Below are 20,212 nucleotides of genomic sequence, written 5' to 3' on the forward strand. Positions count from 1 at the left end.
AATGGGACTGCACTGACCCTTATACCCAGTGGCAGCACAAATTTTGATCCCTATTCGCATAAACTATTGGGTAATCATATTCCCACCCTCATCAAGAGGAAGGCGGATAATTACAGTGATATTCTGGCTCTGGATCATGGACACCTGGTCAGGAAAGCTGAAATCAAACACGATAATTTTGCCTGGTTTGGTCATCAGCATGCCGACCATATTTTATTTGTCCCGCAATCGGTAACCGGTACGTGGTCGGAACTTTATCGCTACTACTACTGGAGCGGCGAAGAGCATTTACTGTCTGTTTATGAATGCAGGAATGGTGAGTGGGTTGAGCAACAGAAACTGACAACGGGTGACGTTTTTCCTCAACATAAGGACAAGCATATGAGTAAGATATACCTGTCACCGGATGCCAGGTCACTGGTCTGTTTTAACTCGTGGTACACGGGTGCTATTCTCGGTCGTGGGGCTGATGGCCAGTGGGTCAATAGAGGCAGCATTGATACACCTCATAGTCCGTGACAAAAATCAGTCCCAACGGTGAAACCATTGTGTTTAACGATCATGCGGGCCATACGGATATCTATCAGCGTAAACCTGCTGGTGAACTTTGCGCTGAACCCGCCGGTGAGTGGGTCAGGCAACGCATCGAATTTTCCGTCGAAAAAGTAGGTTTCAATCAAGAAGGCTACCTGCTGGCTGTGGTTCCTAAAACGGATTCGCAAAGCCTGATTCTGTTCGGGTTGACGGCAGACGGGAGTTGGCTGGAAAGGAGCCGTTTGCAAACAGAAGACAGGATTTGGAAATTTTGCTTCAGCCCGAGCAGCGGCTCCATTCAGATCGAAAGTTTTCAGGTCACCGGTTTGGTTGTTTCCTTCTGGCAGATCATGCCCGATACAGACTCACGGTAGGCTGACCAGGAATTAACTGACCTACTGCGGTTGATTTGAAGTTCCCCTGGATCTCTTTCTCACTTAATCCTTAATGATATTATCACCTACAAAGTCGATCATTTTTCTGCTCTCTTCCATTATTTTATTTTGTGCATCTTGCAGCATTTTTTTAAGTTCCTGAGGTTTTTTGTTTTCTGATTCAATCTGTTGCTTTGTTTCACTGATTGTTTTTTCAAGTGGTGCTATTTTGTTATCAATATGATCAAAAATATTATCTACTTTTTCACGCAACGAGCTACTATCAAACTGGCTGCTTTTATTCGTCAGTTCATTAGTCAGGTTATCAAGAAGGTTTTCGTATTTCATATCTTCCTGATTAATAGGTGTGCCGGCCTCTGCAAATAGTTCTTCTACCATATTATTTCTTTCAGTCACTCTTTCGTTAAGCATTGTTTCCAATTTATCAAGAGACTGATTTAACGTGTGAATGAGTTCGTAGTTTTTTCCAGCGTCAGGATCGAGTTCAAACTTATTCAGTGCATCCTGAATGGTTTGCATCTCGATCTTATTGCCTTTAAGGAGACTACTCACCTCATTCATAGAAAGAGCGGTAATACTCTCAAAATCCTTTATTGACTTATTACCAGGCCCCTCTCCTTTTGCCTCCGGAAGCTGATTGAGAACATCTGCCTTTGTGACCGGGATTCCTTTAAAGCTCCCCTTAACATCAGCAACAGGAGCCTCAGTCGTTAAATTATTAACAGCTGCAGCATTAGAATTATTAACATTCATCGACATCTGCTCTCTCCGTGAACGATTAATGAATAACTCTTCAGAGTTTAGATCATTGAATAACCACAACATTAGCGAGACTTGCAGTCCTCACAAAATGAGCTTATGCAATGAGTTAGTAATGTGCTGCCTCGATAAACCACTGACTAATGACAGAGTTTTGACAAGAATATGTCCTTAATGCTCAGTTCAACAAAGGCATAAACCGCTTCACTGGCCACCACCGAGCTCAACAGCCAGCACCGCAGCGACCTGATAAAGGCCCCGAATCAGCAGTGTCAACCCAAACTGACCATGATTATTACCCAGGTTATCCTGGCCATTACTGGTGAAATCCTCAGGGTATTGGTATCGGCGATAATTAATTTTCTGATCTGGGTAGACTTCCGCTGGATAACACCTGTTTTCATTAATACTGCGGGCAAAACAATCAGAATTCAGATCCTGCCGGGCAGTCCATAATGTGGTTTCTGCCGTGGTTTTTTCCAGCCATTGCTGGAAGATTTCCGGCGATTCAAAATACTCTGCGGTTTTCACCGACCTGCCGATCAGTCCGGATAAAAAGGCCCCGATGGCCTGATCAATAAAAGCACCGAGTTTTGCCCGGCCTTTGGCATCCTTATAGTGATAATCCGAGTCATCCCGATGCATTCTGGCGTAATGGAGCACCGCTGCCACCATATTTTCACAAAAAGCGTTCATGAATGCCACACGCTGATCAAAGCCTGGTGGCATAAAAGCAGTAGTATCAGCGGCATCAAAATAGCTGGTGATTCCGGGGTAAAATTCCATATCGCCAATATCCCTTAAACCGGAGTACCCCCAATCCGATTCATCAGTAGCCTTGCTGTCCCAGGCCGTTAATGCTCCTGGAAATGCCCGGGCATGGTTAAACATAAAACAGAGAAACAGCTCTCGGCGGTTATCTTGAAACGAATGGTACGCCCGGATCGTGGAGGTGTGCACAGCGCCCAGGCTGCTCCACACCCCCAAGTCATAACTGGCGTTAATCAAGCCCTGCTCTGCGCGGGTGCTGTTACCGTCAGGGTCTTTCTGATGAGCCAGTGTGCTGTAATCCTGATTGCGTGTAGTGAATTGATACGTCAGATAAAAAGACCGGCTGTCCACCACCACCGTTTCCAGCCTTGAACGAAAGTCAGCAAAAATGTCTTCAGGCATCAGTTCAACCGGTACCAGCTTCAACCCGACAGGCCTCGGTACTTCACTTTTCAGCGATCCCCCAAGCCAACGGTGGTTCCAGACAAAACGGTGGACGGCCTCTTCCCGGAAAAAATCTTTCAATGGCTCCCCGCAGCGCAGAAATTTCATGCGGGATATCTTCGTACGGGTGTTCATCATTAATGCCCGCCCCCCATAAACAGTACAATTCCCGGATAACGGCTCCGTCCATACTGGCAACTGTGCCTGGTGCAGTCTCTGTTTCTGCTGGCAACAGTGCTGCTCAATGCTTTTCTGTAGCGCATGCCCCATGGCAAGGTTGCGCAGGGTAAACGGAGCACTGCTTAATAAGGCTTTCTGCAAAAATATACTGCTGGAAAACTTGAGTTCATCAAAAGGTCGCGGCTCCAGCGGTTCCAGCAAAATATATCGATGCATTATCGGCTTGCCCCGTTGTCGGCAGGACAATGGCATACAGGTATCCCCCCTGGCTACCATTGCCTGGCGAATGTCCTGTGGGAGATATTGAGGGGCAATGGCCAGCAATAAATCATAAGGTAGCTGGTGGCGAAGGGGTTCAGGCACATGCTTTATGGTTTTTGAATTTGGCGCGGCAGCCTCAAGGGCCAAACAGCAGACATCCATGGTTCTTAACGGAGCTGGAATTTTTTTCAGGGAGTATAAGCCACTGCTGGCCGCCAGGAACAGAAGATCGGGATGATCCTGAATTTTTTTTTCTGGCACAGAGCAGTTCAAGGGGGAGATTCTCAGTATGCGACGGTACAAGTCCACAGTTCGAAACGACTCAGGAAAAGCCCGATCTGAATCACCTGCCCTTATTGCCCGCTCGACCCATTCAGGATGAGCACGCATCAGGGATGGGGGGCACCCGGAAATAGAGCCAGGCCATTTATCCAGGTATCGCCGGCAAAAATCTTCTGTTTTTGCCGAATCAGGCAATTGCTTCAGGAGCGAAGAACTCCATTGCCGGTGAAAAACCTCATTGGCCAGCTCCGGGTGCTCCAGGAATATCTGGCGAGGGATAAAATCAAACTGATTCAACAGGTCAGTTTGCCTGATAGCCTTAACGCAGCGCTGATACGTACGTAAAGACTGCGGCATATCCTCCAAATCAGTAATTCCCAATTGATCAATCAGCTGATCTGCTACCGATTCTGAAATAGAGTTGCAGAGAAAGTTTAATTTCTGTACCGCCATGGAACATAATTCGGGGTAAAACGTCGCACAAGGATTCACAAACTCAATTAACTTGGGTTTTTTTTTGATCGCCTCCAGGCACAGGGGATAATTTTGATGCTCGGGGGGCACATACTTCAGGGTATCCGGACAAGTCGCCACCAGATCAGGAAACTGAACTGACCGGACATAATCAGAGGCGATATTGACTGGCAGAGCACCGATCCGAAGGCAAAATTTATTAAATGAACGGGTTTTCAACCGGGCCGGGAGATTTTGATAAAACCACTCCAGCCCGACATTTTTTTTCAGGCACTCCCGGGCAAGGGCTTCAGTGATTGCAGCCGGAGGCAAATCCTGGAGATACAATTCATAGTCTTTGACCAGGTCAGCCGTCAGCACACTCTTAAGAACCTCTACCCGGGTATGTTGAAGCACCCAGGCTCTACTCAGCCAACTGGAAAATTTTATCCTTTGGTTAAACTCTTCTTTACTGGTTATTTCCTCTGGCAGCTGTAAATAACAGGCAAGCAACTGGCGTTGATGGCCAGATACAGGACGGGCAGGACCATCAATAAAAGGGTCAGCAGAAGGTTGAATAGCAACAGAGCGAGGTAGCCCGGGTTGTTTTGCCTCTGTTGATTTCAGTAACCCCGCAGTGGATGAAAATGCCTTCTGTATTACTCCCGCTCCAATTTCGGCTGAAGCGACATTGGTAAAGGCAGAAGACGTGATGAACCAGTGACTGTCACTATCATCAGATGAACTGGACACCGCTGTTTGCGTATCTTTTTTTTGTTTCTTCGCTGGTAAAGCATTTCTGCAGCAATCAACCGTATTCATAGTTCGACGCTTTTAATAGACTTATTTTTTATCCACCTGGATGCTGTAAATGTAAACTTTTATTCGATCTGACTATTACGATGCAAAGAAGTTCCTGATTAACATTGTTGAATGTTTGAATGGCGCAAATTACACAGTAACTCTTTCATAAGCTGCTATCTTTGATCCATTAACGTTGTTTAATCGGTCAATAATAACAATGCCTTCAACACTGGCGCAGGTTTACACTCGGGCAAATCAGGGCATACGTGCACCTGCGGTTTCGGTAGAAGTCCATCTTTCCCAGGGCCTGCCCGGTTTGAATATTGTCGGCCTGCCGGAAGCGGCGGTTCGCGAGAGTAAAGACCGGGTGCGCAGTGCACTTATTAATAGTGGCTTTGAATTTCCCGATGGTCGCATCACGGTGAATTTAGCCCCGGCCGACCTCCCGAAAGAAGGCGGTCGCTTTGATCTGCCCATTGCCCTGGGCATTCTGGTGGCTTCGGGACAACTGCCGGGTGAGGCTCTTGAAGATAGGGAATTTCTTGGTGAACTGGCGCTTTCTGGTCATCTTCGCCCTGTCCGGGCGGTGCTTCCTGCTTCATTAGCCTGCAAAGACATCAACAGGGCATTGATTCTTCCTGAGCAGAATGCCTCTGTTGCCGCCATGGTCAGCAGCGTCACGATTATTGGCACCCGCAGTCTCCCGGAGGTTTGCGCTTTCCTGCTGGAAAAGACGCCGATTGAACCGGCAAAACCCGACCGAAACAGTTTTACAACAAACTATCCAGACCTGGCGGATGTCCGGGGTCAGGAGCAAGCCAAAAGAGCGTTACTGATTGCCGCTACCGGCTCGCATCACCTGCTCCTCTTTGGTCCACCCGGTACCGGGAAAACCATGCTGGCCAGTCGTCTGCCCGGATTGCTGCCACCGCTGACAGAGAGCGAAGCCCTTGATGTGGCCGCAATTCATTCACTCACATCCAGCTCCATGGATACCCTCTGGCAGCGCCCTTTTCGCACACCGCACCACTCCTCTTCATCGGTTTCCCTGGTGGGCGGTGGCAGCATACCGCAACCGGGGGAGATCTCTTTTGCCCATCATGGTGTTCTGTTTCTGGATGAAATGCCGGAGTTTGCCCGCGCGGCCCTGGAAATACTCAGAGAGCCCCTGGAAAATGGTGAGGTAGTCATCACCAGGGCCAAAGGTCAGGAGCGTTTTCCAGCCCGATTCCAGCTGGTTGGTGCCATGAACCCCTGCCCCTGTGGTTACCTGGGTGACAGTCAGCGAACCTGCCGGTGTTCACCGGACCAGATCAGACGCTACCGGAACAAATTATCCGGGCCATTACTGGATCGTATTGACCTTCAGATTGAGGTGCCATCCCAGACTATCCAAACCATGATGGAGCCTGCTGTTCAGAACAACGATGAAACCGGTTCAGAACAGATGAGAGAGCTGGTGATCAACGCCCGGAAGAGACAGCAGGTCAGACAGGGAAAAATCAACTGCCAACTGTCGTCCAGGGAGCTGTTTGAAGTCTGTGCGCTGGGTGAAAAGGAGAAAGAGCTGATCACCAGGGCATCCGCGCAACTGCAAATATCAACCCGAGGGCTGCATCGGATTTTACGAGTGGCCAGAACCATTGCCGACCTTGCTGGCAGTGCCTCGGTGCAAAGCCCACATCTGGGCGAAGCCCTGCAATATCGGCAGTTGGATCGTCAGTCACTGGAATAGTTTTCATTTTCTGCTGAAATTACCCAACCTTATAAGCGGTAAACCTCTTGCCAATTTAAGGGATTCCCTACGGGATCCTCGCCAAGACTATTAATGTAATGCTTTGCCAAGAGTTGATAACTGTATGTTTGCTTATTACAGAGAACAGGATCATCAACCTCTCCCAAATCAATACAACACTCTTTAGATATCCCTTCCCGGGATATCTCAGCCGGTAGTTCGGGTATCTCATTGAACGGAACAATATTTGATTCAAGAATCCCTACAAACTCCGGCTTACTCTCCTCCGTAGAAGCCTGTCGGCCGACATCGGCCCTTTCCCGGATCATATTCGCCACCAAGCCCTCAATAACTGCATTGGTCATCTGCAGGCGGTCATTATCCATAGCGTTACCGGGCATGCACTCTGAGACAAGTTGAGCAATATGCCGGTCACGTAGCTGAGGCTCATTGCGAAGATCTATACGAAGCGGTGCCTGGCCAGGAACCACCAGGTCAAATATTTCTGGCTGACGCACACAGCACGGACAGAAAATCCTTTTTATACGCCGCATAAAACCCGAGCCTCTTTCCTCAGAACGCCCTTGAACTGAGTCCTCACGAGACCTGTCCTGTGTAGGCCAAAGGTCATAACTTGCGGATCTTGCCTCCACGGAAATCACTCCTCTTAACTGCCAGGAGCCTGTCGGACTTAAGACTGTCCTACTGCGGTTGCGATAAATTGGTCTAAAAATTCCTACTTCTTCGTCAAATAGCCCCGCTATTCTCCTCAGAAGCAGAAATTTTTATCCTCAATTTCTCGCAATCCTCGCTACGGACGCTTAAGTCCGACAGGCTCCTAGACATAAGTTATGTTATTTAGCCGCCCATTAGACTCCACAAACCGGTAATTTATCCTTCCTGCCAATAAAAAAAACCGTGCCCACGATAAACGTGGGCACGGCTGCAAAGACAATCATTTACTGCTCTTTTATCGAGCTTAACTATCAGGCCAGGGCCAGTTCGCCGGTTTCCGGAGCCTGACCACTTTTCATCAGCTCGTTCATCTCGGTCTTGATCTGATCAGAACGTGGACCAAAGATGGCCTGCATATTCTGGCCTACCACCAGCACAGCGGTGGCACCCAGAGCCTTGATGGCTTCAACATCCACATTCTCTGGCTTATCCACAGTGACACGCAGACGGGTGATGCAGGCGTCAATGCTCTTGATATTGCGCTGACCACCAAAAGCGATGAACAATTTTCTGGCCAGCTCACTGCCAGCTTCAGCAGTATTCCCGGTTTCTGCTTCCTGTTCACGACCCGGTGTACGCAGGTTGAACATCTTGATGACAAGCGTGAACACGGTGTAATACAGCGCCGCGTAAGCCAGGCCCCATACCAGAATCATGGCTGGTTTGGTACCAATGCTGAATGACAGGGCGTAGTCAATCAGACCGTGGGAGAACGAGCCGCCCATTCTGATTTCGAAGAAGTTGGTGATCACAAATGCGATACCTGCCAGCAGTGCGTGAATTCCGTACAGGATTGGCGCAACAAACAGGAAGGAGAATTCGATAGGCTCAGTAATACCGGTCAGGAAAGAGGTCAGAGCCGCAGACATCATAATACCGCCCACCGCTTTCTGGTTTTCGGTTTTCGCGCTGCGCCACATGGCAATCGCCGCCGCTGGCAGACCAAACATTTTGAACAGGAAGCCACCCGCCAGGAAGCCAGCAGTCGGGTCACCGGCAAAGAAACGTGGAATGTCACCATTCACCACAACGCCAGAAGCAGTGACAAACTCACCCATCTGAGACTGGAAAGGTACGTTCCAGATATGGTGCAGACCAAATGGAATCAGCAGACGCTCGATAAAGCCATAGACAAAGCCCATGGTCACAGGATTACCTTCAACGGCGTAATTACCAAAAGCATCAATGGCATTACCGATGGGTGGCCAGATAAAGCTCAGCGCCACACCCATCACGATAGCAGCAAAAGCGGTGATAATCGGCACAAAGCGCTTGCCCGCAAAAAAGCCCAGGTACTCAGGCAGCTGGATTTTATAGAAGCGGTTGAACATGACCGATGCCAGAATACCCACCAGGATGCCGCCAAACACACCGGTATCAATAGAAGCGATACCCATGATGGTTTTGGTTTCGATACCCAGAGTGTTGGCCATAACCCCCATGGTAGCGAGCAGAACCACATAGCCTACAATCGCTGCCAGAGAAGAAACACCATCGTTATCCGTCAGGCTGAGTACCACGCCGATAGCAAACAGCAGAGGCAGATTACCAAAAACAGCCCCCCCCGCCTGAGCCATGATATGGTTCAAGATTTCAGGAAAGATTGAAAAGTTTGCACTACCTACCCCCAGCAGGATACCGGCAGCGGGCAGAATTGCCACGGGCAGCATCAGCGAGCGCCCGATTTTTTGTAGAAGGGAGAATGCTTTTTGCACCTGTTTACCTTTAGTTGCCGTTTTTTAAAAAAAATATAAAAACGTTGCCAAGACAGCTCTGATCATCTGAATTTGGGCGCGAGATTTTGATACATTTGCTTACCTTATGAACTGACTTAGATCAAAAAACGATCGACTTTCTGTTATCTAAAGGCACTTTTTTATTATTCTTTTATAAAAAGTTGAGCTGATTCGAGCACCATACCGAAGTCGTTACCCAATTGGCTATTAGCAAGAAAGGTTGTCGCGAAAGTGACACAAGCCTTAAACCACAAAGGACACCAAGCTCACGAAGTCATCTTTTCAAAGACTTCGTGCTCTTCGCGTCCTTTGTGTTTTCAAAAAAGCACTCTACCTTTCGCGCCCTCCCCTGTGCAATCGCCAGGGGAGCTCCGACTCTTTTTTATCGCGGCTGGACGGGAAGAAGGTTGATTTCTACACGACGGTTTTTGGCACGACCTTCAGCGGTTTTATTGCTGCCAATAGGGTCTGAAGAGCCACGGCCATAGGCAACAATGCGGTCACCGCTGACCCCCTGAAAAGCAATATAGTTAGCAACACTGTCAGCCCGGTCCTGGGAGAGAGGTACGTTTATCTTATCCCCTCCGGTACTGTCGGTATAACCAACCACTTCGATCATGTTACGGTCGTACTCCCTGAACACTTTCGACACAGAACCCAGCACCGGATAGAAAGCCGATCTGATATCGGATTTGCTGGAGTCGAAAGTGATATTGGATGGCATAATCAGTTTCAGCTCATCACCCTGGCGGTATACCTGTACGCCGGTTCCCTCCAGCTCTGCTCTCAGTACTCTTTCCTGTCGATCCAGATAATGGCCATAACCGGCACCTGCCGCACCACCGATGATGGCACCTTTCAGTGCACCATCACCACCATCGGCGATAGCACCAATCGCAGCACCCGCCAGAACACCACCAAGGCCATACTTGGTTGACTTGCTGGCCTGCTGTTCACCGGTGTAGGGATTGGTTGTCTGACAGCCTGCCAGCAAAGACCCCATCAACAGGGTGGCAACGGCAAATAATCTTTTCAATGACATAATGGTTTTCCTAAGCAAATCAGCCGCGAATAATACTATTTTCACGAATTTCTTCACCTATTGTGGTATCAGGACCGTGTCCGGTGACCACAATGGCTTCTTCGTCCAGCGTATAGAGTCTTTGTTTGATCGATCGTTCAATGGCTTTGTAGTCTCCGCCCCACAAGTCTGTTCGCCCAATTGACCGGCGGAACAGCGTATCCCCGGCGATCAGAAGCTTTGGCTGTTCAAACCAGAAACACATGGAGCCGGGCGTATGCCCCGGAGTGTGCATGGCCACACCTTCACAGCACGGCAGTTCTTCATCATCTGTTAACCAGTAATCAGGATCTGGAACCGGGCTATAAGGAACACCGAACATACGGCATTGCATTTCAAGGTTGTCCCAGAGGAACTTATCCCCCTGATGGAGATAGATGGGCGCACCGGTCTGTTTTTTGATGTCGCCACTGGCCAGGAAATGATCCAGATGAGCATGGGTGTGGATAAGCGCGACAACCTGTAGATCCAGCTCCCGGAGCTTGGTCATAATAATGTCAGGATCGCCACCGGGATCTACGACAAATGCCTTACGGGTGACCGGATCACCAATAATTGTACAGTTACATTGCAGAGGCCCAACAGGGAAAGTCTGCCGGATAAAGGCTGGTTGGTTTGTCATTTGACCTTCACAGTAGTTTGCTATGTTCGGCCAGGATTCTAATATTATTTTTCTGTCGGGTCTTTCCTTATATGCAGTGGGCTACCATGGCCAGCAATAATCACGAACGGCTTATTTAGATCGCAGCATCTCACAACCTTGAAAAGGTTCGCCTCCCTGACTGAAGTCTCATTTTCTGCATCAGAGCCACACTGGCATTGACCAGGCCAGCAGGATCAACCCGCAGAAATGCTTTCTGCCCGGGATGGGGAAAGTTCCATTCCTGTATGTACTCATCCGCATCATCTGAATCCTCTTTGGAAAAGACCTCCGGGATCAGGGAATATTTATGATAGATCCATTTTTTTCGGGTCAGCCCGGGCCTTGGCTCAGCGATGGATAGTGAAAAGTGGATTTGTCTCAACACGTTACTACTCCTCAGTAATTCAGCAGGCGTCACTTTATGGAATCATTAGTGTTCAGCTGCACGGGCCTTTGAGGTAGGTAGTGTAGTCAAAAAAAAACTGGTCATAAGTACCAAAAGAATATTCCACCGCAAAAATAATTGAGCGAAAAATTATTCATTAAATTAATAAATGAAGTCAGTCAAACTGCCCCCATAAAGCCGACCAAATAACAGTCAATCTGACTAGGAGCCTGTCCGAGGAATAAAGCTATCTCTACCAATAGTGACTATGTAAATACCAAAACAAAATAATAACCCGTAAAAATCGTGTCTATTCTCAGAGTTCAATCCAGTAGACAGACCCCAAAAGCTATGCAGCCAGGTAACAAAAACACGGAAAAACAACCCATTATAAATGGCACTATGATTCTACTCATAGCCGGACTGTTCGGAGTTATCACCGGATGGCTTGACCTGAATGCACTCAATCAGGCCGGTGATGTGGTATCCGACCTGTTTATACGCATGCTGAAACTGATCAGCCTCCCCATTATCTTTTTTGCCCTGGTTTCCACTCTGTCCGGAATGGGCGAAGCGTCAGAGGTAAAACGCCTGGGTGGTCAGGTTCTGAAATACACGGTGATCACTACCCTGATTGCCGCTACTGTTGCCCTGGTCCTTTACTTATTCATTGCTCCGGCGGGAAAGGCTGATGCATTAGCCGGAGCCACCGAACCTTCAGGCCCCTCTGGCAGTTATTGGTCTTATCTGCTCGGCGTGATTCCTGCCAGTTTTATCGAGCCCTTTTACACTCATAATGTGATGGGCGTGTTGTTTCTGGCCCTTCTGCTCAGTGCTGCCATTATGGCTCTGGAAAAACGGCACAAGGCTGTTTTGCATGCCTTTTTTGACAGTATGTTTGCTGCCATCATGAAGATGACCGGCCTGATCCTGAAACTTATGCCTCTGGCGGTCTGGGCATTTGTTAACCAGTTTATCCACGATCTGCACAGTCAGAAGGTTCTCCAGGACCTTGTTCTTTATCTGCTGTGCGTGGTGCTGGCCAATATCGTACAGGCTGGCCTTATGTTGCCGCTGTTGCTGAAATTCAAAGGCATTTCTCCCTGGCAAACCATGAGAGCCATGTGGCCAGCGCTAACCGTGGCTTTTTTCGCCAAATCGTCGGCGGCGGCTCTGCCCTATGCGGTTGATTGCGCTGAAAAAAACATGGGGGTTCAGAGTAAAGTGGCCCGTTTCAGCCTCCCTTTGTGCATTACTGTCAATATGAACGCTTGTGCTGCTTTCATATTGATAACGGTTCTGTTTGTTTCACAAAGTAATGGCGTCATGTTCTCACCCCTGGAGTTACTCTCATGGATCGTCATTGCCAGTATTGCCGCCATTGGTAATGCCGGTGTGCCCATGGGGTGTTATATGTTATCCAGCGCATTTCTTGCCGCGATGGGAGTACCACTGCAACTGCTGGTTATTATTCTGCCGTTTTATGCGTTGATTGATATGCTCGAGAGTGCCATTAACGTGTGGTCAGACTCTTGTGTAACCGCTATGGTGAACGCAGACCTGTTACCCGCTATGGGGTTGGCAGAGGGAGAGAGCCAGGTGGACCACAATGGCAGTGATCCGACTTAGTACATCCTTTCAATGAGTTTGATGCGCACAATCTCCGTTCACCCTGAGCACCCTTCGACTCGGCTCAGGATGAACGGACGAAGGGTGATTGGCACAGTCTTTATCAGGGTATGGAGTTTGCGTCCTTCGACTCCGCTCAGGACGAACGGAGTTTGGGGGGCAATAATAGATGGAACCCATCAATTGCCTTGAAACCTTGTACCAGGTTCAATAAGTTTTATCTCCTTTAATCTGGTTTATCCAGTGCAACAGTTCAGAGGTTGCGTAGACTGCCTCTACGCCCTTGTTCATGTGATCATCACCGGCTCTTTTTTGCGCGTCCTCAACGCTATCTACTCCGATCACTTCATTGATCACAGGTTTTCCGAAGCGTTCTGTGACATCCATAAAACCTTCAAATACACCATGAAGTACCATTTCATCGTGACTGGTGATCCCTTTCAGAACCACACCAAACGCCAGGATAGCATCCAGCTCAGGGTCTTTTTCAAACAGAATTCGTGCCGCAAGCGGCAGTTCCAGTGAGCCCGGGACTTTGTGAATTGAGATATTCTCCGGCTTGACCTCCAGTGCCAGCAGCTCTTTTTGAGCCCGGTTAATCATGGCATCGACACAGTCACTGTGCCAACTGCTGCCGATAATCGCCAGTCGTGCATGGGGAATTTTGTGGAACTGTTCCGGGGTTTTAGGAAGGCCAGCGCCCATCAGGAATACTCCTTTAAGTTACGGTTAAATAATAGTGTGAAAATGAAAGTTAGCTGGCTACTGCTCTTGCGGCAAACCGGTTCAGCGGCTAACACGATGAAGCACCCGACAAATAGCGCGACACAGTGCTTTCAGCTCATCTCTGGAAATGACGTAGGGCGGCATCACATACACCAGCTTGCCAAAAGGCCGGACCCAAACGCCCTCTGCAACAAACAATGGCTGGATTTCAGACATCACCACCGGTTCTTGCAACTCCACGACCCCAATACCACCCAGCACCCGGACATCAGCAACAGCAGGCAGGTCAACACAAGGCATCAAGCCATCCCTGAGCGCTTGTTCAATCGCCGTCAACTGACCATGCCATTCGCCTCTGGATAAAATCTCCAGGCTGGCATTACCGGCAGCACAGGCCAGTGGGTTGGCCATAAAGGTGGGGCCGTGCATAAACGGACCGTGTTCAGAAATAGTGCGGCTGACCTGCTCTGAACAGAGGGTTGCCGCCATCGTCATGTAACCACCCGTCAGAGCCTTTCCGACACACATGATATCCGGAACAACGCCAGCATGCTCACAGGCAAACAGCTTGCCGGTACGACCAAACCCTGTGGCAATTTCGTCATGAATCAGCAGAACTTCATAGTCGTCACACAGCTGGCGCAGGCGCACCAGATATTCCGGGGAATAAAAATACATGCCTCCGGCTCCCTGGACAATGGGCTCAATAATCACCCCCGCCAGCTGGCTTCCCCGTTGGTCCAGCATCTGCCGCAACTCATTAATATGACTCTCTGCCAAAGCTTCACCAAAACGGCACTCAGGGCGGGAGACAAAATAGTGCTGAGGCAGAATTCCGGTAAACCAGTGATGCATGCCGCCATCCGGGTCACAAATAGACATGCCACCGGTTGTATCGCCGTAATATCCGCCCCTGACGGTCAGCATCTTGTTTTTTTCAGGTCGCTCCCGGGCAATCCAGTATTGCATGGCCATTTTGATGGCGACTTCAACAGCCACAGAGCCGGAGTCGGCAAAAAACACCGTTTGCATCGGTTCCGGGGTCATGGCTAACAGTTTTTTTGCCAGGTCAATCGCCGGTTTATGGGTCAGGCCACCAAACATCACATGGGAGAAATCATCAATCTGATGCTTCAGTGCCGCATTCATTTCAGGATGGTTATAGCCATGCACCATGCACCACCAGGAAGACATGCCATCAATAACCCGGCGACCATCATTCAGGTGCAAATAGACACCTTCGGCCCCGACCACCGGAAACATATCCACCCGATTAATGGTCTTACTGTAGGGGTGCCAGATATGTTCGGCGTCAAACACCAGCTCTTCCGGGGTTATAACAGGGCTCAAGCCTGACTCCTTTTGATACGTATTGACCTTTTCGGTAGGAAAAGATAATCGCGGGGCTGTTCTGTAGCAAGCGTAAACAGTACTTTATACCCATCAATTTATCAGGCCCATATATGTGCATGAGTTCGCTTATGGCTGTTTTCGGGATCCTGGCCTACTCTGCCCCTGTGGATAATTTGAATAGTTCGTTCCAAAATCAGATGATTTTCAAATCCATTCACCATTATTGATTGTGGAAGTAATATGCAGGCTCTGTTCGTAAACCAGCTGACTACCCTGGACTTCAGTTACCTCTGTCCAACGCGAGGACTGGTGGGTGAAACCTGGCTTGTGGATGTGGTGCTAGGTGGTGAGCTTGATCATCAGGGCATGGTGTTTGATTTTGGCCATGTAAAGAAACAGGTTAAAGCCTTACTGGACAGCCTGTCGGATCACCGCCTTCTGGTTCCCCTGAAGGCAGAAGCAACTTCCATTACCCATAACAAAGATCAGTTAGTTGTCAGCTTCAAATCACGTCGTGGGGAGATTACCTGTTCAGCACCGGCACAGGCTGTGTTGCTGGTGGATGCCGAAACGATCACTCCGGAGTTACTCACCCCCTTTCTGGAGGATGCCGTACAACAGGAGCTGCCAGACAATGTTACCAGGGTTGAACTCAGGCTATACCCTGAGGAGATTGGCGGGGCTTACTATCACTACAGCCATGGGTTGAAGAAACACGATGGGGATTGCCAGCGGATTGCCCATGGCCATCGCTCACAGATTCAGGTTTTTGTCGATGAACAGCGGGATCAAGCGCTGGAGGCATGGTGGGCAGCAAAGTGGCGTGACATCTATGTAGCCACAAAAGAGGATCTAAAGGACTCCTTCACGGACAACAACCTGGATCATTACCGATTCAGCTACACGGCCAAACAAGGTTACTTCGAACTCAGCCTGCCAAGTGCTCACTGTTATATCATCGATACCGATTCCACGGTTGAACTGCTTGCCAGCCATATTGCCCGCTCTCTGGCGGAGCGAAAGCCAGGTAAAACCATCCGGGTCGTCGCTTTTGAAGGTCTGAATAAGGGAGCTATTGCTATGCATTCAGAGCCTTCAGTGGGTTGAGAGCCCTCAGCTGATTAAGAGCCTTCAGCGGGTTGAAAGCTGTGTCGGCAGTCTTTGGGCTGGTCTTTTCAGATCGATTCCAGACCTTTTCGTGAAAATAATAAGCCACTGTATTCACGGCAGGCTCAACCATCGCCAGGGCACCACCAATCATAACATCACCGGTAATCAGGTAGCCTACTGAAAACGCAACACAAAAGTGGACTGCTGCAAAAGAAACTGTTTTAGCCATGGTGTTCTCCGGCCTTGATAATTATTTCGTCGTTGCTGGCTTTATTCTATGAGAATGATTATCAATTATTAAAATAAAACAACACAAATAATACGATAGAAAAAAACTATCAACTAATCTTTAGGTAATGGCCAAAAAGGAGAACGTGCTATGTCGTCGTCACTGACGGATCAGATCAATAACCGCCCATTCCAACCCGACCCTGTTAGAGACCCGCAGATAGGCCCTTCAGTCCAGGCGGCTGCCGAGGATAAAGTTGAAACCAGCTATATCAATCAGCTGACTGAGCTCCCCAAAATGCTGGAGATGGATTTCGATAAAGTAGAAAACCTGCTGGCCAACCTGTCGGCTGCCAACCCGTTTCGCCCGGATATGGCGCTTGGCAAACAGCCCGAAGTGGCCGTTATCGATGCCAGCAATAGTGTTCAGGAAGCCCCTGTCGCTCCGGTTGGCGCTGCGGTGGATGCAAGCCAGGTTAGCCAGCTGAAGCAAGTGAATGCCGCTCTGGCAGAGTATGATGTGCGACTTCAGCAGGTATTTGATGCAATGGCACTTTCCCGTTCAGGGGGAAAACCGGACCTGCAAAACATGGGCACAGAGTATGAGCGCCTGATGACCTTTGTCCGTCAAACGGAATACCATTTAACTCAAGCGATCAAACTGATCCCGGAGACACTCCCGGAGAATACCGGCGAGTCAATGGCTCAGTTAATGCCCGAGTTCAGCCAAAGCCTGGTTCGCTATGACAGTGAGTTTCAGCAGATCTACGGTGCTATTCAGCATGAATTAAAGCAGGCAGAGATTGCCAGCAAGCGCTTTCGCTGAGCCTGTAAAGCCACTCTCTGCTGAGAGTGGTTCCAACGCCTTTCCTCTCAATGCCATAACCCCCTCGTGAATGAAGTTCTTCCGGGAAATGTATGCATCGATAACAAGTCAACAAAACCAGAGATCCGGTCATCCTGCGGCTGGTGTAACCGTTTGCCAGCTCTGCGGCCCTTGACACTGTCCGACTCGGTGGTGTGGTCACCCACAGGCTGGACAATTATTGGCGGCCTGCGGGTATCCACACTGCTGACTCTAGCGGTAGTACCAGTACTTTATTACCTGTTTAGAAAAATGCAGGGGAGAAACCTATAAGAACGAAAATATACCCGTACAAACTCTTGAGGCTTGTGTAGAATTACTCGTATAAATGATAAAAGCGGGCTTTAGCCATTTGAGCAGCTATTCGAACAGGAATGAGCCGTTCGAACTTCAGAGAATCACCGAAGCGGTGGAATTTCCCGGGCCCACTATAACCAGGAGGTAATAGCATGTTAGAGCACGCCGTCGATCGTTCAACCTTTAATCAGGTTATGGTTCCCAATTATGCGCCCCAAGCCATGGTGCCTGTGCGTGGGAAAGGGTCACGAATCTGGGATCAGGAAGGAAAAGAGTATCTGGACTTTGCCGGCGGCATCGCCGTCAATGCTTTGGGACATTGCCACCCGGCCCTGATTGATGCCCTGAAAAAGCAAGGTGAAGAACTGTGGCATCTGAGTAATGTTTATACCAATGAACCGGCTCTCGAATTGGCTCAACAGTTAATCAACAACACCTTTGCGGACAAAATCTTCTTCTGTAATTCCGGTGCAGAAGCCAATGAGGCCGCGTTTAAGCTGGCCAGAAAGTACGCGTACGATAACTTTGGCCCGGATAAGCATGAGATCGTCTCATTCTACCAATCGTTCCATGGCAGAACACTCTTTACTGTGACCGTCGGTGGACAAAAGAAATACTGTGAGGGCTTTGAGCCAGTTCCCGGCGGTGTTCTGCACACCACCTACAACGACCTTGAGGCACTCAAAGCCCTGATGTCTGACCGTACCTGCGCTGTTGTCGCTGAGCCTATCCAAGGTGAAGGTGGGGTTATTCCTGCTGACCCTGAATTTATCAAAGGGGTCAGAGAGCTCTGTGACCAGCATAATGCCCTGCTGGTTTTAGATGAAGTCCAGTCCGGTATGGGCAGAACCGGCCAACTCTTTGCCTATATGGGCCTTGGTGTCACACCGGACATTCTGACCAGCGCCAAATCCCTTGGTGGAGGCTTCCCGATCGGTGCCATGCTCACCACCAACAAAGTAGCGGAAAGTTTTGGTTTTGGTACCCACGGCAGCACCTACGGCGGTAACCCACTGGCCTGTGCCGTAGCCCTGGAAGTGATCAAAACCATTAATGACCCACAACTGCTGGCTAACGTCAGTAACAAGCATGACCGCTTCCGTAAGCACCTGGAATCGATTAACAGCAAATATGGCATCTTTGCTGACGTGCGGGGTAAAGGCCTGCTGATTGGCGCTGAACTGGTTGAGAAGTATCACGGAAAGGGTAAAGACATTCTTGCCGCTGCAGCAGACGAAGGGCTGATGCTGCTGGTTGCCGGGCCGAATGTCCTGCGCTTTGCACCATCACTTATTATTCCTGATGAAGACATTGACGAGGGTATGGCACGGCTGGAACGAGCGGTTGCTACCGTGGTTTCTGCCTGAGAGCCCTGAACGCCTCGCCATGTCGGCAGAGGTACTTCTCGTTCCCGCGCTGCGCGTGGGAATGCATACCCTGCCTGATCTGACACTCCATACCCGAAGTAAAAACAGAATGAGAATGTCGTATGGTTAAGCCAGCAAAAACCCTTCCCCCTGAAATTCTCCCCTGGCTGGATTTACTCAATAATCAGCATGATGAAATGTTGGCCAGAACCATTGAACTGGCAGAAATAAATTCTGGCAGCCTTAACCGTGACGGTGTCAACCAGGTGCTGGAACAGCTCCTGACCCTGACCTCTGACTTATCAAAAGACCATGAACGCATACCTGTAAACCCATGGAAGGTGGTAAACGACAGCGGAGAAATCATTCAGCACCCACTAGGTGATGCATTAAGAATTCGCAAACGCCCTGAAGCACCTCTTCAGGTCTTTCTGTGCGGTCACATGGATACGGTTTTTCCAGAAGACAGCCCTTTTCAAAAGGTCCGCTGGCTGGATGATGACACCATCAATGGCCCCGGGGTTACTGATTTAAAAGGCGGTATTCTGGTAATGCTCAAGGCGCTGGAAGTGCTTGAGCAAAGCCCATGGGCTGAACAGATCGGCTGGGAAATACTGTTTAACCCGGATGAAGAGATTGGCTCTCCCGGCTCAGCCCCCCTGATTCAAGAGGCTGCACAACACGTCCATCTGGGCATGATCTTCGAGCCCTGCTTTCCCGATGGCAACCTGGCCGGGCAACGCAAAGGCAGTGGAAATTTTACCGTGGTCAGCCATGGCAAAGCGGCTCATGCAGGCCGTGAACATCACCTGGGGCGCAATGCCATTCGTGCCCTCTGTGATTTTGTTGCCGCCATGGACGACCTGAATGGTCAACAACCCGGGATCACCTTTAACCCCGGCTACATTCATGGTGGTGGCCCGACCAACATCGTGCCTGATCGCTGTATTCACAAGTTTAACATCCGCCTGGAACAGCCGGATGATGAACAGTGGTGCCTGGAAAAGCTGAGCGAGATCATCGAAAGCATCAATCAGCGCGATGGCATTCAACTGGAACTGCATGGCGGATTTACGCGCAAGCCCAAAGTACTCAGTCCTGCCAATAAACAACTGCTGACACTGGCAAAAAACATCGGGCATGAGTTGGGTATTCCCCTGGACATTAAACCGACGGGCGGTTGTTGCGATGGTAACAACCTTGCCTCAGCCGGGATTCCCAATATCGATACGCTTGGGGTTCAGGGAGGAGCGATCCACAGTGATCAGGAATATTTAAACGTCAAAAGCCTTGTGCCAAGAGCCAGGCTCAGTGCGGCATTATTATTGAGTCTGGCCCATGCCAGCGCCTCGGGAGAAAATATGAACTGGTTAAAGAGCGATTAATGACTCATTCTGTTATGGATAACCTGAAAAGCCGGTCATTTCTGAAGACGACCT

The 20,212-nt window shown here is 49.4% G+C and carries 18 protein-coding genes; 8 read left to right on the forward strand and 10 right to left on the reverse strand.

Translation table 11 applies throughout. The annotated features are described in order from the left end of the window. Positions 1–519, forward strand: a 519-nt coding sequence (locus tag ACO6V1_RS16145) for a hypothetical protein (RefSeq protein ID WP_422467646.1), incomplete at its 5' end; no start/stop codon positions are given. 29 nt (positions 520–548) lie between these two features. Beyond that, positions 549–908, forward strand: coding sequence for a hypothetical protein (locus tag ACO6V1_RS16150; protein ID WP_422450258.1), 360 nt, complete (start codon positions 549–551; stop codon positions 906–908). Positions 909–971: 63 nt separating this feature from the next. On the opposite strand, the gene ACO6V1_RS16155 is transcribed toward ACO6V1_RS16150, so the two are convergent. After that, the gene (locus ACO6V1_RS16155) at positions 972–1,682 is read right to left on the reverse strand and encodes a hypothetical protein (protein WP_422467648.1); all 711 of its coding nucleotides are present in this window, start codon (positions 1,680–1,682) and stop codon (positions 972–974) included. A 210-nt stretch (positions 1,683–1,892) separates the two neighbouring features. Then, positions 1,893–4,832, reverse strand: coding sequence for a hypothetical protein (locus tag ACO6V1_RS16160; RefSeq protein WP_422467650.1), 2,940 nt, complete (start codon positions 4,830–4,832; stop codon positions 1,893–1,895). 268 nt (positions 4,833–5,100) lie between these two features. Between ACO6V1_RS16160 and ACO6V1_RS16165 the strand changes: the two genes are divergently transcribed. Then, the gene (locus ACO6V1_RS16165; protein ID WP_422450255.1) at positions 5,101–6,618 is read left to right on the forward strand and encodes a YifB family Mg chelatase-like AAA ATPase; all 1,518 of its coding nucleotides are present in this window, start codon (positions 5,101–5,103) and stop codon (positions 6,616–6,618) included. A gap of 29 nt (positions 6,619–6,647) precedes the next feature. Here the strand turns inward: ACO6V1_RS16165 and ACO6V1_RS16170 are convergent, their stop codons facing one another. From ACO6V1_RS16170 to ACO6V1_RS16190, 5 genes are all read right to left on the reverse strand, one after another. Beyond that, entirely contained in the window at positions 6,648–7,172 is a 525-nt protein-coding gene (locus ACO6V1_RS16170) for a hypothetical protein (RefSeq protein WP_422467652.1), read from the reverse strand. A gap of 432 nt (positions 7,173–7,604) precedes the next feature. Beyond that, a complete protein-coding gene (ptsG, locus tag ACO6V1_RS16175) occupies positions 7,605–9,068 on the reverse strand; it encodes a PTS glucose transporter subunit IIBC (RefSeq protein ID WP_422450253.1) in 1,464 nt (487 codons plus the stop codon). Between the two features lie 403 nt (positions 9,069–9,471). Then, complete coding sequence (locus ACO6V1_RS16180; protein ID WP_422450252.1) at positions 9,472–10,131, reverse strand: OmpA family protein; 660 nt, start codon at positions 10,129–10,131, stop codon at positions 9,472–9,474. Positions 10,132–10,150: 19 nt separating this feature from the next. Next, a complete protein-coding gene (locus tag ACO6V1_RS16185) occupies positions 10,151–10,792 on the reverse strand; it encodes an MBL fold metallo-hydrolase (protein WP_422450251.1) in 642 nt (213 codons plus the stop codon). A 130-nt stretch (positions 10,793–10,922) separates the two neighbouring features. Beyond that, positions 10,923–11,198, reverse strand: coding sequence for a hypothetical protein (locus ACO6V1_RS16190; RefSeq protein ID WP_422450250.1), 276 nt, complete (start codon positions 11,196–11,198; stop codon positions 10,923–10,925). Positions 11,199–11,600: 402 nt separating this feature from the next. Between ACO6V1_RS16190 and ACO6V1_RS16195 the strand changes: the two genes are divergently transcribed. Next, positions 11,601–12,827, forward strand: coding sequence for a dicarboxylate/amino acid:cation symporter (locus ACO6V1_RS16195; RefSeq protein WP_422450249.1), 1,227 nt, complete (start codon positions 11,601–11,603; stop codon positions 12,825–12,827). Positions 12,828–13,034: 207 nt separating this feature from the next. Here the strand turns inward: ACO6V1_RS16195 and ribH are convergent, their stop codons facing one another. Together ribH and bioA are read right to left on the reverse strand one after the other, a co-directional pair. Beyond that, a complete protein-coding gene (gene ribH, locus ACO6V1_RS16200; protein WP_422450248.1) occupies positions 13,035–13,532 on the reverse strand; it encodes a 6,7-dimethyl-8-ribityllumazine synthase in 498 nt (165 codons plus the stop codon). An 81-nt stretch (positions 13,533–13,613) separates the two neighbouring features. Further along, positions 13,614–14,903, reverse strand: a complete 1,290-nt coding sequence (gene bioA / locus ACO6V1_RS16205) for an adenosylmethionine--8-amino-7-oxononanoate transaminase (protein ID WP_422467653.1) — start codon at positions 14,901–14,903, stop codon at positions 13,614–13,616. A gap of 243 nt (positions 14,904–15,146) precedes the next feature. Between bioA and ACO6V1_RS16210 the strand changes: the two genes are divergently transcribed. Continuing rightward, entirely contained in the window at positions 15,147–16,013 is an 867-nt protein-coding gene (locus ACO6V1_RS16210) for a 6-carboxytetrahydropterin synthase (RefSeq protein ID WP_422462367.1), read from the forward strand. On the opposite strand, the gene ACO6V1_RS16215 is transcribed toward ACO6V1_RS16210, so the two are convergent. Further along, positions 15,985–16,245: a DUF2061 domain-containing protein gene (locus ACO6V1_RS16215; RefSeq protein WP_422467655.1), complete on the reverse strand. Its 261-nt coding sequence runs from the start codon at positions 16,243–16,245 to the stop codon at positions 15,985–15,987. The two genes, ACO6V1_RS16210 and ACO6V1_RS16215, sit on opposite strands and share 29 nt — an antisense overlap. Positions 16,246–16,395: 150 nt before the next feature. Between ACO6V1_RS16215 and ACO6V1_RS16220 the strand changes: the two genes are divergently transcribed. From ACO6V1_RS16220 to ACO6V1_RS16230, 3 genes are all read left to right on the forward strand, one after another. Next, entirely contained in the window at positions 16,396–17,070 is a 675-nt protein-coding gene (locus ACO6V1_RS16220) for a hypothetical protein (protein ID WP_422467657.1), read from the forward strand. A 488-nt stretch (positions 17,071–17,558) separates the two neighbouring features. Beyond that, complete coding sequence (locus ACO6V1_RS16225) at positions 17,559–18,773, forward strand: aspartate aminotransferase family protein (RefSeq protein WP_422450243.1); 1,215 nt, start codon at positions 17,559–17,561, stop codon at positions 18,771–18,773. Between the two features lie 122 nt (positions 18,774–18,895). Next, a complete protein-coding gene (locus tag ACO6V1_RS16230) occupies positions 18,896–20,158 on the forward strand; it encodes a hydrolase (protein WP_422450242.1) in 1,263 nt (420 codons plus the stop codon). The last annotated feature ends 54 nt before the right edge of the window (positions 20,159–20,212 follow it).

It is taken from the genome of Endozoicomonas sp. ALC013, from assembly GCF_049310205.1.
Classification (GTDB): Bacteria; Pseudomonadota; Gammaproteobacteria; order Pseudomonadales; family Endozoicomonadaceae; genus Endozoicomonas.

Bases quoted from the DNA above. Each gene is read 5' to 3' on its own strand.
- ACO6V1_RS16220 (WP_422467657.1), top strand. From the start codon at position 16,396: ATGTCGTCGTCACTGACGGATCAGATCAATAACCGCCCATTCCAACCC.
- ACO6V1_RS16195 (WP_422450249.1), top strand. From the start codon at position 11,601: ATGATTCTACTCATAGCCGGACTGTTCGGAGTTATCACCGGATGGCTT.
- ACO6V1_RS16170 (WP_422467652.1), bottom strand. From the start codon at position 7,172: ATGCGGCGTATAAAAAGGATTTTCTGTCCGTGCTGTGTGCGTCAGCCA.
- ACO6V1_RS16165 (WP_422450255.1), top strand. From the start codon at position 5,101: ATGCCTTCAACACTGGCGCAGGTTTACACTCGGGCAAATCAGGGCATA.
- ACO6V1_RS16185 (WP_422450251.1), bottom strand. From the start codon at position 10,792: ATGACAAACCAACCAGCCTTTATCCGGCAGACTTTCCCTGTTGGGCCT.
- ACO6V1_RS16180 (WP_422450252.1), bottom strand. From the start codon at position 10,131: ATGTCATTGAAAAGATTATTTGCCGTTGCCACCCTGTTGATGGGGTCT.
- ribH (WP_422450248.1), bottom strand. From the start codon at position 13,532: ATGGGCGCTGGCCTTCCTAAAACCCCGGAACAGTTCCACAAAATTCCC.
- ACO6V1_RS16230 (WP_422450242.1), top strand. From the start codon at position 18,896: ATGGTTAAGCCAGCAAAAACCCTTCCCCCTGAAATTCTCCCCTGGCTG.
- ACO6V1_RS16155 (WP_422467648.1), bottom strand. From the start codon at position 1,682: ATGAATGTTAATAATTCTAATGCTGCAGCTGTTAATAATTTAACGACT.
- ACO6V1_RS16225 (WP_422450243.1), top strand. From the start codon at position 17,559: ATGTTAGAGCACGCCGTCGATCGTTCAACCTTTAATCAGGTTATGGTT.
- ACO6V1_RS16215 (WP_422467655.1), bottom strand. From the start codon at position 16,245: ATGGCTAAAACAGTTTCTTTTGCAGCAGTCCACTTTTGTGTTGCGTTT.
- ACO6V1_RS16210 (WP_422462367.1), top strand. From the start codon at position 15,147: ATGCAGGCTCTGTTCGTAAACCAGCTGACTACCCTGGACTTCAGTTAC.